The 12957-nt window shown below is 66.8% G+C and carries 13 protein-coding genes and 1 pseudogene; 7 read left to right on the forward strand and 7 right to left on the reverse strand.

All coding sequences use genetic code 11. The annotated features are described in order from the left end of the window. Position 1 precedes the first annotated feature (1 nt). From LH407_RS07655 to LH407_RS07685, 7 genes are read right to left on the reverse strand one after another with little or no spacing between them, the layout of a single operon-like run. On the reverse strand, positions 2–925 hold the full coding sequence (locus tag LH407_RS07655; RefSeq protein ID WP_322134583.1) for a type II secretion system F family protein: 924 nt from the start codon (positions 923–925) through the stop codon (positions 2–4). After that, a complete protein-coding gene (locus LH407_RS07660) occupies positions 925–2595 on the reverse strand; it encodes a CpaF family protein (protein WP_322134582.1) in 1671 nt (556 codons plus the stop codon). Before LH407_RS07660 ends, LH407_RS07655 begins: the two co-directional genes overlap by 1 nt. Next, positions 2592–3752: an AAA family ATPase gene (locus tag LH407_RS07665; RefSeq protein WP_322134581.1), complete on the reverse strand. Its 1161-nt coding sequence runs from the start codon at positions 3750–3752 to the stop codon at positions 2592–2594. Before LH407_RS07665 ends, LH407_RS07660 begins: the two co-directional genes overlap by 4 nt. Then, positions 3749–4474 carry a Flp pilus assembly protein CpaB gene (cpaB, locus tag LH407_RS07670; protein WP_322134580.1) on the reverse strand — a complete coding sequence of 242 codons (726 nt, stop codon included), beginning with the start codon at positions 4472–4474 and terminating at the stop codon, positions 3749–3751. Before cpaB ends, LH407_RS07665 begins: the two co-directional genes overlap by 4 nt. Before the next feature lie 12 nt (positions 4475–4486). Further along, the gene (locus LH407_RS07675) at positions 4487–5614 is read right to left on the reverse strand and encodes a pilus assembly protein TadG-related protein (RefSeq protein ID WP_322134579.1); all 1128 of its coding nucleotides are present in this window, start codon (positions 5612–5614) and stop codon (positions 4487–4489) included. Beyond that, positions 5602–6015 (reverse strand): TadE/TadG family type IV pilus assembly protein, encoded by a 414-nt coding sequence (locus LH407_RS07680; protein WP_322134578.1) that lies wholly within the window; start codon positions 6013–6015, stop codon positions 5602–5604. The genes LH407_RS07675 and LH407_RS07680 overlap by 13 nt, the downstream gene beginning before the upstream one ends. A gap of 7 nt (positions 6016–6022) precedes the next feature. Beyond that, positions 6023–6238, reverse strand: coding sequence for a Flp family type IVb pilin (locus tag LH407_RS07685; protein ID WP_322134577.1), 216 nt, complete (start codon positions 6236–6238; stop codon positions 6023–6025). 168 nt (positions 6239–6406) lie between these two features. On the opposite strand from LH407_RS07685, the gene LH407_RS07690 reads away from it, so the two are divergent. From LH407_RS07690 to wsfD, 7 genes and pseudogenes are all read left to right on the forward strand, one after another. Then, on the forward strand, positions 6407–7009 hold the full coding sequence (locus LH407_RS07690) for a prepilin peptidase (RefSeq protein WP_322134576.1): 603 nt from the start codon (positions 6407–6409) through the stop codon (positions 7007–7009). Positions 7010–7138: 129 nt separating this feature from the next. After that, positions 7139–8437, forward strand: coding sequence for a PVV-CTERM domain-containing choice-of-anchor G protein (locus LH407_RS07695; protein WP_322134575.1), 1299 nt, complete (start codon positions 7139–7141; stop codon positions 8435–8437). Positions 8438–8449: 12 nt separating this feature from the next. Beyond that, positions 8450–8614, forward strand: a complete 165-nt coding sequence (locus LH407_RS07700) for a hypothetical protein (RefSeq protein ID WP_322134574.1) — start codon at positions 8450–8452, stop codon at positions 8612–8614. Positions 8615–8715: 101 nt separating this feature from the next. Then, complete coding sequence (locus LH407_RS07705) at positions 8716–10077, forward strand: glycosyltransferase family 2 protein (protein ID WP_322134573.1); 1362 nt, start codon at positions 8716–8718, stop codon at positions 10075–10077. After that, a complete protein-coding gene (locus LH407_RS07710; RefSeq protein ID WP_322134572.1) occupies positions 10074–10670 on the forward strand; it encodes an archaeosortase/exosortase family protein in 597 nt (198 codons plus the stop codon). Before LH407_RS07705 ends, LH407_RS07710 begins: the two co-directional genes overlap by 4 nt. After that, positions 10640–11455 (forward strand): septum formation family protein, encoded by an 816-nt coding sequence (locus LH407_RS07715; RefSeq protein ID WP_322134571.1) that lies wholly within the window; start codon positions 10640–10642, stop codon positions 11453–11455. The genes LH407_RS07710 and LH407_RS07715 overlap by 31 nt, the downstream gene beginning before the upstream one ends. Before the next feature lie 121 nt (positions 11456–11576). Next, positions 11577–12950, forward strand: a pseudogene (wsfD, locus tag LH407_RS14230) (glycan biosynthesis hexose transferase WsfD); the annotation flags it as partial. Positions 12951–12957 lie beyond the last annotated feature (7 nt).

Genomic DNA, 12957 nt, shown 5'->3' on the forward strand with positions numbered 1-12957 from the left:
ATCAGAACCTGATCCTCGTGATGGACCGCAGCCACAGGCTGCCGACGATGAACAGGATGAGGCAGAGCCCGAGGAGGGCGAAGCCGAGGGGTGTCGTCACGAAGAGGCTCAGGTATCCGGGTGACACCACGCTGAGCAGCAGCGCGACACCCACGGGCAGCACCATGAGCACGATCGCCGACACGCGTCCCTCCGAGCTGAGGGTTGCCACCTGCCGGCGAATCTGCTGGCGCTCCCGAATGGTGTCGGCGACGTGGTCGAGCACCTCACTGAGATTTCCGCCGACCTCGCGGTGGATGGCCACCGCTTGTGCCGTCCAGGCGAGGTCATCGCTTTTCATTCGTTCCGCGACACCGAGGAACGCATCGCTGAGGGGGCGTCCGAGGCGATGCTCGTTGATGACTCGCGTGAACTCTTCGGCGGTCGGGCTCGCCGAATCCGTGCTCACCGAGTCGACGGCGCGCTGCAGACTGTGGCCGGCACGCAGACCACTGGCGAGCAGCTGGAGTGTGCCCTCGAGCTGCTCGCTGAAGGCTGCCCGTCGCCGGTCGATCCGGTAGTCGAGGAACAACCGAACGCCGACCACCACGACGGCCGGGAGCACGACGGGAAGAACCCAAGCCACGAACGAGGGCCGCGCGAGAGCGATCACGATACCCAGGACGACGGCGCCCGCAGCCGCGGTCGCGGCGAGCAACACCACCGCTCCCGCGCTCACGTGGAGACCGGACAGCTCGACACGTTCGACGATGCCGAGGCCGCGACGCCGCACCGCGTCATCCGTTCGCTCGGATGCCGTGCGGCCCCACTGGCGCAGGCGTTCCGCCGCGTATCCGGGTGCCTGGGACCGCGGCCGCGCCACGAGCAGGATGACGATGGCGGCGGCGACGAAGAGCAACAGGAGCCCTGCGAGCAGTGGGGTCATCACCACTCCCGACGTTCGTCGAACGCACGATCCTCGCCGAGGAACGCCGAAGAAGCGAAGGGCACACCCAACTCGTCGAAACGGGAGAGGAAGCGGGGTCGGATGCCCGTGCTCTTCGGTACACCGAGGAACCGGCCCGACGCATCCACCCCCGCCGAGAAGTCGAAGGTGAAGACATCCTGCAGGGTAATGATGTCGTTCTCCATGCCGAGCACCTCGGTGACGTGTGTCACCCTCCTGGTGCCGTCGCGGAGGCGCGTGATGTGGATGACGAGGTCGACGGCCGACGCGATCTGCTCGCGGATGGCGCGGTGCGGCAACTCCATGCCGGCCATGAGCGCGAGGGTCTCGAGTCGCGAGATGGCGTCGCGCGGCGAGTTGGCGTGGATCGTCGAGAGCGAGCCGTCGTGCCCGGTATTCATCGCCTGGAGCATGTCGAGCGCTTCGCCGCCGCGGCATTCGCCAACGACGATACGGTCGGGGCGCATACGCAGTGAGTTGCGCACGAGGTCGCGAATCGTGACCTCGCCGCGGTTCTCCAGGTTGGCCGGCCGCGACTCGAGGCGCACGACGTGGTCCTGTTGCAGTTGCAGTTCGACGGAATCCTCGATCGTCACGATGCGCTCATCGCTGGGGATGAACGACGAGAGCACGTTGAGGAGTGTCGTCTTACCCGTTCCGGTGCCACCTGAGATGACCACATTGAGGCGAGCGCGCACACACGCACTGAGCAGGTCGACCATGTCGGTGTTGAGGGTGCCGAGGCTCACGAGGTCGCCGGCGGTGAACGGTTCCTCGGCGAACTTGCGGATCGTCAGCGACGGTCCGCCCACCGCGAGCGGCGGGATGATCGCGTTCACGCGCGAGCCGTCGGGCAGTCGGGCGTCGACGAGCGGCGACGATTCGTCAATGCGACGGCCGACGCGGGACACGATTCGTTCGATGACACGGCGTAATCGGTCCTCGCTGCGGAAGGCGACGGGAACGCGGTGGAGTCGCCCGCGTCGTTCCACGTAGACGTGATCGTGGCCGTTGACCATGATCTCGCTCACGGTGGGGTCATCGAGGAGCGCCTGGAGGGGTCCGAGCCCCAGCGCTTCGTCGGCGAGTTCCCGGATGAGGCGCAGTCGCTCGCTTTCACCGAGCCACGCTCCGCGCTCATCGATGATCGACGCGAGTTCGCGACGCACGGCCGCGTCCAGCTCCGACTCGCTCAGTCGCGCATCGTTGATGCGTGTGCCGATGCGATCGGTGAGGATGTCGGAGATCTGCTGGCGTAATTCCACGTACTCGCGTGATTCCTCGGGCTCGGCCGTCGGCGGCGTGGCAACCGGGGTGGCAGCAACCGGCGGTGCGGGAGGTGCCGAGGGCGGTGCGGTGAAGGCAGGGATGGACGTCACCGGCGGCGGTACGTCCTCGTGGGGCGACTCGGACTCGCCAGCGGTCGATGGCTCGGATTGCGGAGGCACAGCGGGCTCGTGCTCGACCTCGGGTGCGATTGCGGCTTGCGACTCGGCGGTTTCCGGTTCGGCGACGTCGGGTACACCGGCTTCCGGTTCAGTCGGCGCGGCCGGCGGGGGTGGCAGCACGGGAGGAGTGAACGACGTGTTCACCAGCGGCGGTGCCGCGCGGCGGTTGCGTGCGGCATCCAGGCGATCAGAGAGACTCATCTGCTGTCCTTCCGTTCGGAACGGCGACTCCTCGTCGGTCGCTCGCGTTCGGCAATCCGGGTGGCGAGATCCCGGAATCGGCCGGATGCCCGATCCCGAGGGCTATCGATCACCACGGGCACTCCGCGGTTGGTCGATCGCCCGACCGCACCCGTGCGCGGCACCACCACTCCGACACGGTGTCCGAGTGCGCCCTCGATCTCGGCCAGCCGCGCACCGCGGCCCATGAGGTTGAGCACCAACTGATGCGACTCAGGAATCATCGACAGTTCACGCAGCACCGAAAGCTCCTTGGTGAGGCCGTGGACGCTCGTGATGTCGGGGCTCGTCACCGAGATGACGTGGGCTGCTTCGTCGATCGCGGCGAGGGTGTGCTCGGACAGACCGGGAGCCGTATCCACGACGACAAAGGCGTACTCCTGGGCCAGTTGCCGCAGAACGATCGCGATATCGCGCGCGGTGATCCGGTCAGCGTGCACGGGTGAGGGCGGCGCGGCCAGCACGAGAAGCCCGCTCGAGTGCGGAGTGAGTGCGTGCTTGACGAGGAGCACGTCGCGCGAGGCGGCGGGGCCCACGGCATCCGCCATCGACGCCGTCGGCTCGAGAGCGAGTGCCTCGGCGACGTCCCCGAACTGGAGGTCGAGGTCGACGAGCACCGTCTCGTGCGGGCGCATCGCCGCGAGGACAAGGGCGACGTTTGTCGCGATCGTCGTTTTGCCGACGCCACCCTTCGGCGCCGTCACGACAACCACTTCTCCCCGCGGGCGCAGTTCTCGGGGTGTGGAGAGCTGCGCGGCAGCGCGAGCGGCCCGGTCGGATGCCGCGACGAAGAGCGCGTCGACATCCTCGAGTTCCGCCCCCGGAGCGAGGGTGAACGAGATGCCGACGGCCGCATCGGCGGGGGTCACCTCCGAGCCGGAACCGGCAACGGCGAGGGAGGGGATCGTCAATCGCAGGCGCGCCGCGAGTTCCGCGGTCTGTTCCGCGGTGACGTAAGGGCCAAAAACTACCAATTGCGGGCGAACGGGCAGTCGGAAGAGACGGCTCAGCACGGCTTCGGTTTCGGCGGGCGGGAACACGACCACCTGGTCCTCGAGGAGCAGACGGGACTGCTCCTCCAGGGCGCTGTCGGGCCCGATGAGAACAACGCGGGTCACGTGAGGAGCTCCTGAAGGGTGAACGGCGTGTTGGTGCTCGGCGTCGTCTCCTCGTTCTGTTTCGTGAACCACAGCTGCGCGTACTCGCGCGCGTAGATGATGGCCTGAGCGTCGACCTCCGACACCGCGAGAGTGACCGTGACCGTGTTGCCGGCGCTGATCGTGCCATCCGCGGACACCGCCTGACCACCCGAAACGGCGGTCACCAAAACCTGCTCGAGCAGCGGTCGCGTCTGGCGTGGGTTGGCGCCGTCACTCTCGACGCTCACATACACGCCGACCGAGTCGCCTGCGGCGATACGCCCACCGAGGATGCGCGGGGCCTCCAGCGAGACCGTGACCTCCTGCAAACCCTCCGGAATCTGCACGGAGCCGCCACTCTCGACGAGCGATTCGGGTGAGGCAAAGCGTTCGCGAACGAGCTGCTCACCGCTCACGAGCGCCGCCGTCGTCACGAGGTCGGCGACCTCGGCGAGCTCATCGACACTAGTGAAGGCGCCCTCCGCCCGGAAGGCCGCAGGAACCTCGCGCTGCTCCACAAAAAGCTCGAGCTCACTGGCGAGCGTGCCCTGCGGCACCGTGTCGGTAACCACAAGCACCGGTGTGAGTTCCGCGCCCTCGGATGCCCGCTGATCGGCACCCCTCACGTAGTTCACAAGCAACACCCCGCCGGCGATGGCGAGGGCGATGGCGACGACCAGGGCAATAATTCGTGTTCTCATCGGGACTTTCTTTTAGGCGACGAGGCGGTAGGGGGTTAAGATTTCGGCGGCTTCTTGCTCGGTGAGATCGTCGTCAACGACCTGACCCTGAAGGCCTTGGCAGGCAAGAGCCTCCGCGAGAAGGCCCTCGACAAAGGGCAACAGCGAGCTAACAACTCCCGGACCTAGACCTAGCAACTCCCCGAGGTCGCTACTGCATCCGGGGTCCTCCCCGCCGGGCGGGTAATACTCGAGGTTCTCGCCCGAACTCAGGATCCCCTCGAAGTCCCAGCCCGTGACGCGGATCTCGGCGAAGCGTTTAATGTCGGTCTCTCCAAACACGGATCCGACGGCTGTTCCCACCGCGCTGTCGTACACCGGCACGAGTACCCGTTTGCCCTCGAGTCCACGGATCACGTCCGCACATGAGTCGTAGGCGACAATCTTGCGCAAGCTCGCCCCCACGTACGTCGCAAGGTTGGGATCGAACGTGCAGTCGTCGTGCATGTTTGCGAGCCAGCCCCCCGCAAGCAGATTCGTGTTGCAGTTGACGACCTTCTCCACGTAATCGGCGAGGTCGACCGTGCCACCGAAAATCGCAATCAGTCCGCCGACAGAGGAGAGCAGCGTTTCAACACCCCCGTAGAGACCCGTTCCGATGAAGGTGGTCTCCTCGCTCGGTTCACCGAGTACACATGAGTTCACCGCGAGGGGTAGGGCCACGGCCGCGGTGTTCCATTGGGCGGTGGCGCTCGCCGCGACATCCGTTCCACTACTGCCGACGCTCCAGGAGAACAACGCGTTCTGCGTGCTCGTGAGGTTCACCGTCACGGTGCCGTCGCCGAATACCGGTTCACCCACGACACTCGCGTTGCCGTCTCCGACCGTGGCATCGGCGATCGCATTAGCGGTCGCGCTCGCCCCGGCTCGGACGTCCGCGGCGCACCCGTCGACATCGGTTGTGGCCGGGCTTTCGTAGCAGCGCTGAGCGAGCGAGAGTGCTGCAGCATCCGCCGCATCCTGCAACTGTGCATCGCGCGAAATGGCGGCGCCCATGTCGACAACGAGCGCCGCGACGATGAGCACAATCGTCATCGTCATGGCGATGAACACGGCACTCGCGCCGCGCTCGTCTTTAGCGCCGCTGATCAGCCTCCGCATTGCCGGGTTGCCTTTCCGCTGAGCGGCAATGTTGCGCCGAAGAAGCCGGTCAGGAGCGGTTTTTGTACCGTGACGGTGACAGTCAGCATCGCGGGACTGGAGCACACACCGTTCGGGGTGACAGCGAAGTCGATGTCGCTCGCTGTGAGCGGCAAACCGATGACCTCGGTGGCGGTCGACGCTGCCGCAACCGCGGCTGTTTCGTCGGCCGTGATCGAGTACGACCGAGCAGCCTCCCTGGCGGCGTTCGTCAGCAGTAATTGCGCGTTGTACGCCGCGCCGAACTCGATGATGCCGAGCAGCACGATGAGCAGCACCGGCAGCACGAGGGCGAACTCGACCGCGGCAGCCCCGCTCTCGGAATCCCCTTGATTCTTGCGCGCGCTCCCCGGTTGCTTCACGGGTCCGTTATGGCGTTGCCGGAGGCTCTTCGGCCGGCACGTTGTTGTTGAGTACGTCTTCGATGCCGCCGAACATGTTGCCAAGAGCGCCGGAAAGTCCCGCCACGGCGACCACGAGTACAACGGCGATCAGGCCGACGATCAGCCCGTACTCCACCGCTGTGGCGCCGGTCTCATCCCGAACGAGCCGCGAACGAATGCGGTCGAATGTGCGTATGAACATAAAAACCCCCAGGAATTCGGCTACCACTGAGCGGACAGGTGGCACTCACAAAGTGAGCGTGCGTCGGGGTCAGGATACGCTCAGGTCCCAGACGCACGGTAACGAAATGGTACCCCCCATTTGGGTGACACCGTGTACCCCATAAGAGATGTGCGATTCGAGCAAAAAATGACCGAAAATGACGTCCCCTCGGGCGGGGTCGAGCATACCTCGGTTCCCACGGCCCCGCGATACCGGGCGGTCGCGTGGATCGGGGGCACCGCCGTTGCGATCGCGCTGACGGCCGTTTCCGTCGCGCGGATGCCGGGTTCGCCCGTCCTGCTCGTGCTCGCGCCTTTCGCGGTCGTGAGCGTTGTGCTCGCCGCGATCGACCTCCGTCGGCGCATCATCCCGAACCGCATCGTGCTGCCGAGCCTCGTAATCGTGCTCGTTCTCGGGGCGACCGCAGCACTCCTCGACGACCATCCGCTCCGCGCGGTGTGGATGCTCGCCGGATCCGCCGCGCTGTTCGTGATCTACCTCGTACCGGCGGTGGTGGCTCCCGGTTCGGTCGGTTTCGGGGACGTCAAACTTGCCGCTGTCGTCGGCGCGGTGCTCGGGATCTTTGGTCTCCAGGTGTGGTTCTGGGGCGCCATTGCTGGGTTCTTCGTCGGTGCACTGATGGGTCTCGTTGGGATGGCCATCCGGCGGCTCACCCTCCGCTCTCGCATCCCCTTCGCGCCCGCGATGCTCGTGGGGGCCTGGTTGGCGGTGCTCATCGTCGCGCTGTGAGGGAACCTCGGGGGAGGGTTGAGATCGAATCGCATCCGTGCAAGGCTGGCATCAATCGGGTGACCTGGCTGGGGAGCGGGGCACTGAGTTCCATAACAACTTCTTGTGCAAAGAAGGAAGATCCCAGCCATGAAAACGTTCACGTCTCGTTCGCGTTCCATCCGCTCGGGCACCGTTGCCGCTCTGGCTCTCGGCGCCGCCGCCGTCATTGTGCTTCCCACCGCCGCGACAGCGGCTCCCGTCGTCTCGCAGGGTGAGGGTCGACTCCTCACCGCGAGCCTCCTCGGTACACCCATCGATGGGCTGTTAGAGCTCGCCGGCGCCACCGCGGTGAACGCCACCGGCGAGCCGACGGTCGTCGCCAACGTGCCCCTCGACGCCACCGCGTTGGGGGCCCTCAACATCCAGGTGGCGCCGGGAATCGGCCTCTTCGGTGATACCGGGCTCATCCGCCTCGGTGCCGTCGGCCAGTACGCCGAGGCCAGACCGGACGGTTCATCCGTCGCATTCTCCGGAACGGTGAGCGCCGCCCCTGGCCTGCTCGATATTGAGACCACCCCTGAGGGAAGCAACGTCGGCACCCCGGGTGCCGGCGACTCCGCGAGCATCACGGTCGGAACCGCCGCACTCCTCGGCGGCGCAGACCTCGTAAACCTCAACATCGGCATCGGCGCGGTTGCCGCGAGCGCGCAGCAGTTGCCTGGTGGGGTACCCGCGACGGGCGACTACACGATCTCGGACCTCTCGGTCGGAGTCGGGGGAACGCTCCTGGATAGCACGCTCTCGCAGCTGTCGCCCATCCTCACCACGCTCCTCGGCACCGTCACAACCCTCACGGGGGTGACGATCGAGAACCCCGTCACGCCGGGTGGCACGATCGAGGTCACGCTCGATGAGCTGCTCGCGGCGGCGGAGGTTGCAAGCCTCAACGAACTGCCAGAGGGAACAAATCTCCTGCAGTACCTGCCCGAGGCTCTCGTCACGAAGCTCACGAGCATCGTGAGCGGCCTGCTCACGGAGGTCTCGGCGCTCGTTGCGACGTTCCCGCTCGTGGGTGCGCTGCTTCAGGCCGCCATCGACCTCGCGAACGGTTTGCTCACGCCGATCCTCACGAACCTCGCGACCGCGCTCGGTGGACCGCTCGGTACCGCGATCGACGGTCTCGCGCAGCTCGACGTGAACAATAAGACGACCAACCCGGACGGCTCGTTCACGCAGAACGCCCTGACGATCGGCCTCGGAGCGGACGGATCGATTGCCGAGGTGGCCCTTGCAAACGCCACGGTCGGGCCGAACGCCGGCATCGAGGGTATTCCGGTGGCCAACGCGGAGAGCCTGCTCATCGCGGGTGGCATCCTCGGGGCCGGTGCCATCGCCACCGCCGCGGTGCTCGTCAGCCGTCGCCGCTCGATCGCCCGCGCGGCCTAAAGGCGGTCGACGATGAGTGGCAACGGAGTTCCCATCGGTGGCGGCCTCGCCGTCACGGGCCTCGCCATACCGTTCGGCTGGTATTTCGTGATCGGGATTGCCGTGCTCGTGCTCGGCTTCCTACTCGTGAGGGTCGCCATGCGGCGCAGCGCTAAGCGCAGCCCGCGGCACGCCTAAGCGGTTCGGCACACCCACAACTCAAGACATCACGTACTCAACACTGGGGGTGATCCCGGTCGGTTCGGGCCGACCGGGATCGCTGGGGAGGAGATGATCGGATGCCCGCGAGCGAATCGGCGCAGGCCCTGGCTTTCGTGCTGCTCATCATCTTCCTCGCCTACGTGCTCTTGATCCTCGTGCCCTTCCTCCGACGGTCGAAAGACCCGGAGGGGGACCCGAGCCGGTTCGGTTGGCACGTTTTTGTTCCGTGCCGTGACGAGGAGGCGGTGATCGGGGCGACAATCGAGCGGCTCCGCACGACCTTCCCCGAAGTGCATGTGTGGGTCATCGATGATGCCAGTGACGACGACACCGCGAGCATCGTTCAGGCCGTGGCATCCGTCGACCCGCTTGTGCACCTCGTGCGGCGGCACCGGCCGAATGCGCGGCAGGGCAAGGGTGCGGCGCTCAACGAGGCCTACCGTGCGCTCAGCCGTTGGTTGCCGCGGGACGCCGACCGCAGCCACACGATCGTCGCCGTTGTCGATGCCGACGGACGCCTCGCGCCCAACGCGCTGCGTCAGGCCGCGGGAGCCAAGGCCTTCGCTAACCCGACGATCGGTGCCGCTCAGGCCGCCGTGTGGATGAGCAATCGGGATGACCCCGCCCCCCTCAAGGGGGAGCACTCGTCGTTGCGGCAGGCCTGGGGCCGCTACCTCGTACGCATGCAGGACATCGAGTTCCGTACGACGATCGCCGCCATGCAGTGCCTTCGGCTGCGCACCTTCTCGGTGGGGCTCGGGGGCAATGGCCAGTTCAGCCGTCTCTCGGCGCTCGACACCGTCACCGAGATGTCTGGTGCCCCATGGCACGGATCACTCCTCGAGGACTACGAGCTCGGCGTCCACGTGGTGCTCGCGGGCTACCAGAACACTTATATGCATGACACCCATGTCGAGCAGGAGGCGCTCCCGCAGACGCGGCGACTGCTCACGCAGCGCGTGCGGTGGTGCCAGGGCGGAATGCAGTGCGCCAAGTACCTCCCCAAGATCTTCCGCTCCGAACACTTCACCAACGCGGGGTCCCTCGAGGCGACCTACTTCCTTCTCCTCCCCTTCATCCAACTCGCCGGAATCGTGTTGTGGCCGGCCGCCTTCATCGCGATGGCCGCCCAGGGCACGCTCTACGCGGGGAGCTTCGCCGCTTTCGCTGCGCAGTCGTGGTGGCTCATTCCGCTCATCGTGCTGACGGGCATCCTGCCGTTCGGCATCTGGGCCATCATCTACCGTCAGCAGGTGGCCCGCGAGGCGAGTTGGGGTCGCGCGATCGGCTGGGCCATGGGGTACTGGCTGTACATGTACCAGGCGTATATCTGCGTGGTGCGCGCCCTCACCCGGCTCGTGCTCGGCAAGGACACGTGGAGCAAAACCCGGCGTAATGCCGAGCGCGACAACCTCGGCCTCGTGGCGAGGGAAACATGACAACCGCCGAACTTCGACCCCGGGCGCGTGGGCGTCGCGTCGCTACGGCGCCATCGTCGCGGAGACCGGCGCTTCTCGTCGCACTCGCCCTGTGGGGGTTCGCCCTCGTGCTCGCGCTCAACTCGAGCGCCGTGATCACCCTCGAGGCGAAGTTCACTTCGCTCATCATGGGGATGTTCACCTTCGGCGGTGCGACCTCCCACGATCACCTCATCTATATCGGCATCGGAACCGGCGAAGTCCTCGGGTTCCTCATTACGCCCCTGTGCACGTCGCTTGTGCTCGCAACCCCCGTCATCGTGCTCGCCGGAGCACTACTCCTCTTTCCTCGCTACCGCGTCTCGTGGGTACTCAAAGGCGTTCTCATCGCGCTTCCTCTCGCCGTCGGCGCGAATACCGCTCGCTTCGTGCTCGTCGGCGTAGCCTTACAACTGTGGGGACGTGGGGGCTTCGAGGTCATGCACCACTACGTCGGTTCCGTACTCGTTCTGCTGTGCTCGGCGCTCGCGCTCGTGCTGCTGCTCGTGGTCGCCACGACCGGCCGAGTGCGGATTCCCCGCTCGTGGCTCGACCGGCTGGGGCGTCGAGACTGAACGCACCACACACTCGCGCCGCGATCCTCGTGTGCGCGGCCCTCCTCGCTACCCTCGCGGGGTGTGCCACACCCGGCGCCGGGGTGGGTGTCGCCGACGGAGAGCCCACCGTGGGGGAGTGCCACAACCTTGATCGACCAGAACACTTCGCCGTGCTGAGCGACAGCGCTCCCGCCGTCGCGTGTGACCAGCCGCACACAACCGAGACCTACCTCATCGGCGATCTCACGAGTGTGACGAGATTCGCCACACGGTATCCGGCGCTCGAGGAGCGTGGGCTGATCGCCGATCTCGTGTGCGACGGAGCCGTCGTCCGCGCCTACGTAGGCGCGAACCCGCGGCAGGCGCTCTACGGGCTGTGGACGGTTGCGGTGCTCCCCACGCCAGAACAGTGGGAGAGCGGCGCGCGATGGGTTCGGTGCGACCTCGCGATGGTGCGTGCCGAGGATGCCCCGTTCGAGCCGATCGACTCGAGCTTCGCGTTGCGGGATGCCGCGGCATCCGGTGACGCCGACGGACTGTTGCGCTGCTACGTGCGCGACGGCGAGAACGCGCGCGACGTGCGCTGCTCGGAGGAGCACGACGAGCGCGACGTCAACATGTGGATGCCCGTGACCGCAATCCCGTCGGAGCTGGAGATCGTGCAGCGCTGCGTGCCGTCGGTCACCGAGTGGTCCACGTTCACGGGCACAACCGCTGACGGTGTCTCCGGAGTGCTGCACACCGAAGACAACGGGTCGCTGACACTTCGATGCACGGCGGTGAACGAACGTGTCGACGGCTGACGGCAGGCGCCGCGCCCGGCACTCGGGGCGGCAGTCGACGCGACGACGGGTCACACTCATCGATGGGGTGAGCGCGGTTCTCTCGCGTATCGCACCCGGTGAGCTCGAGAACCGACCCCGCGTGTGGCTCGCCGCGGTCATCGCCGGCGCCGTCGCACTGACGGCACTCCTCGTCCGCATCTTCGTGCCGAGTGTGGTCGGTATGGCCGACGACGGCGACGGATTCCGGATGCTCTGCGCGCTGGGTCTCGCCGGTGACAGGCCGTTCACCGCAGACCCGTCGCGAGCGGTGTATCCCCTGTGGAACTCGGCCGAATGGTTCGGACGGGCCTGCCCTCCTTCGCCGGCCGCCCCCTTCGCCACCCAGTACCTCTTTGTTGCGCTGGCTCAGGCGATCTCCCCCCTCTTCGGCGCCGCCCTCGATCTGCGTGTGCTCGGTGGCCTCCTGGCCCTCGCGGTCGCGTTGCTCGTGGTCGCCCTCGTTCGCTACCTGCCGGGGTCGACCCCCTTCCGACTCGTGATCGCGGCGGCGGTTGTCGTCATCCTGCTCGACAGCTCGTTCATCGATTTCTTCGTGTCGGCCGACCGCGAGGGTGTCGAACTCGTCGCGGTGCTCGCCGCCTTTGTCGCGCTCCTCATCCTGTGGGGTGGGTACGCGGACCGCGTCACCACGCTCGACATTCCCCCGCGCGGTGTCGCCGCAAACCTGCTCGCCGTGGGGCTCGCGGTGCTCGTCACCCTCACCAGTCCGCTTCTCGCTGGCGCCTTTCTGCCGGGGTTTGTCATCGGACTGCTGTGGGTTCCGCGATTGCGCGACCTCGAGCGGGTTCGGTCGCGACCGGTGGGTCGCGCGCTCCCGGGCGATCGACGCAGGGAGTTCGCGCGTAAGGTCGCCCGGCGCGCGCCAGCGCTCGTCGCGTGTGCCGTGCTCGTCGGCCTCACCGGGGCCCACGTTGCCGTCGACGCGACACGCGACCAGCGCGCCGAAGTGTACGACGGCATCTTCCTCACCATCCTTCCGTCGAGCTCCACCCCCGAAAGTGACCTCGAGTGGTTCGGACTCGACGCGCGGCTCGCGGGAGCCAGTGGTGCGGCCAGCACCACAACGGCCGCCGCCGAGGTCTTCGCGGATGCGGCGTTCTCGGAGATCGCGGCATCCGACGTGATCCTCTTCACGGTGACGCATCCGGAGCGGATTGTGGCGCTCGCCGACCGCGGCATGGCGGCGATCGCGTCGCCGCAGCAGGCTGGGAGGGGCAACTTCCTCGATGTGCGCCTCGACGACGATGGCGAACTCCTCCACGACACCCGATGGGTGCCGGTGCAGTGGGGAAGCCGACTCCTCTATTCTGTGCCGCTGCTGATCCCCGCCGGTCAGATCGCCGGAATCCTCATGTCGCTTGCTCTCGCCTTCTCCGGCGCTGGCTCAGTGCGCAGTCGTAGCCTCGGCTGGGCGACGTTTTTCCTGCTGCTCGGCTCGGCGATCATCTTCTGGTCGACCT

Source organism: Antiquaquibacter oligotrophicus, from assembly GCF_020535405.1.
Classification (GTDB): Bacteria; Actinomycetota; Actinomycetes; order Actinomycetales; family Microbacteriaceae; genus Rhodoglobus; species Rhodoglobus oligotrophicus.

What these genes read in the sequence shown, in the direction of transcription:
- LH407_RS07695 (WP_322134575.1), top strand. Translation starts at nt 7,139, where the DNA reads ATGAAAACGTTCACGTCTCGTTCGCGTTCCATCCGCTCGGGCACCGTT.
- LH407_RS07655 (WP_322134583.1), bottom strand. Translation starts at nt 925, where the DNA reads ATGACCCCACTGCTCGCAGGGCTCCTGTTGCTCTTCGTCGCCGCCGCC.
- LH407_RS07710 (WP_322134572.1), top strand. Translation starts at nt 10,074, where the DNA reads ATGACAACCGCCGAACTTCGACCCCGGGCGCGTGGGCGTCGCGTCGCT.
- LH407_RS07660 (WP_322134582.1), bottom strand. Translation starts at nt 2,595, where the DNA reads ATGAGTCTCTCTGATCGCCTGGATGCCGCACGCAACCGCCGCGCGGCA.
- LH407_RS07700 (WP_322134574.1), top strand. Translation starts at nt 8,450, where the DNA reads ATGAGTGGCAACGGAGTTCCCATCGGTGGCGGCCTCGCCGTCACGGGC.
- LH407_RS07675 (WP_322134579.1), bottom strand. Translation starts at nt 5,614, where the DNA reads ATGCGGAGGCTGATCAGCGGCGCTAAAGACGAGCGCGGCGCGAGTGCC.
- LH407_RS07685 (WP_322134577.1), bottom strand. Translation starts at nt 6,238, where the DNA reads ATGTTCATACGCACATTCGACCGCATTCGTTCGCGGCTCGTTCGGGAT.
- LH407_RS07705 (WP_322134573.1), top strand. Translation starts at nt 8,716, where the DNA reads ATGCCCGCGAGCGAATCGGCGCAGGCCCTGGCTTTCGTGCTGCTCATC.
- LH407_RS07690 (WP_322134576.1), top strand. Translation starts at nt 6,407, where the DNA reads ATGACCGAAAATGACGTCCCCTCGGGCGGGGTCGAGCATACCTCGGTT.
- cpaB (WP_322134580.1), bottom strand. Translation starts at nt 4,474, where the DNA reads ATGAGAACACGAATTATTGCCCTGGTCGTCGCCATCGCCCTCGCCATC.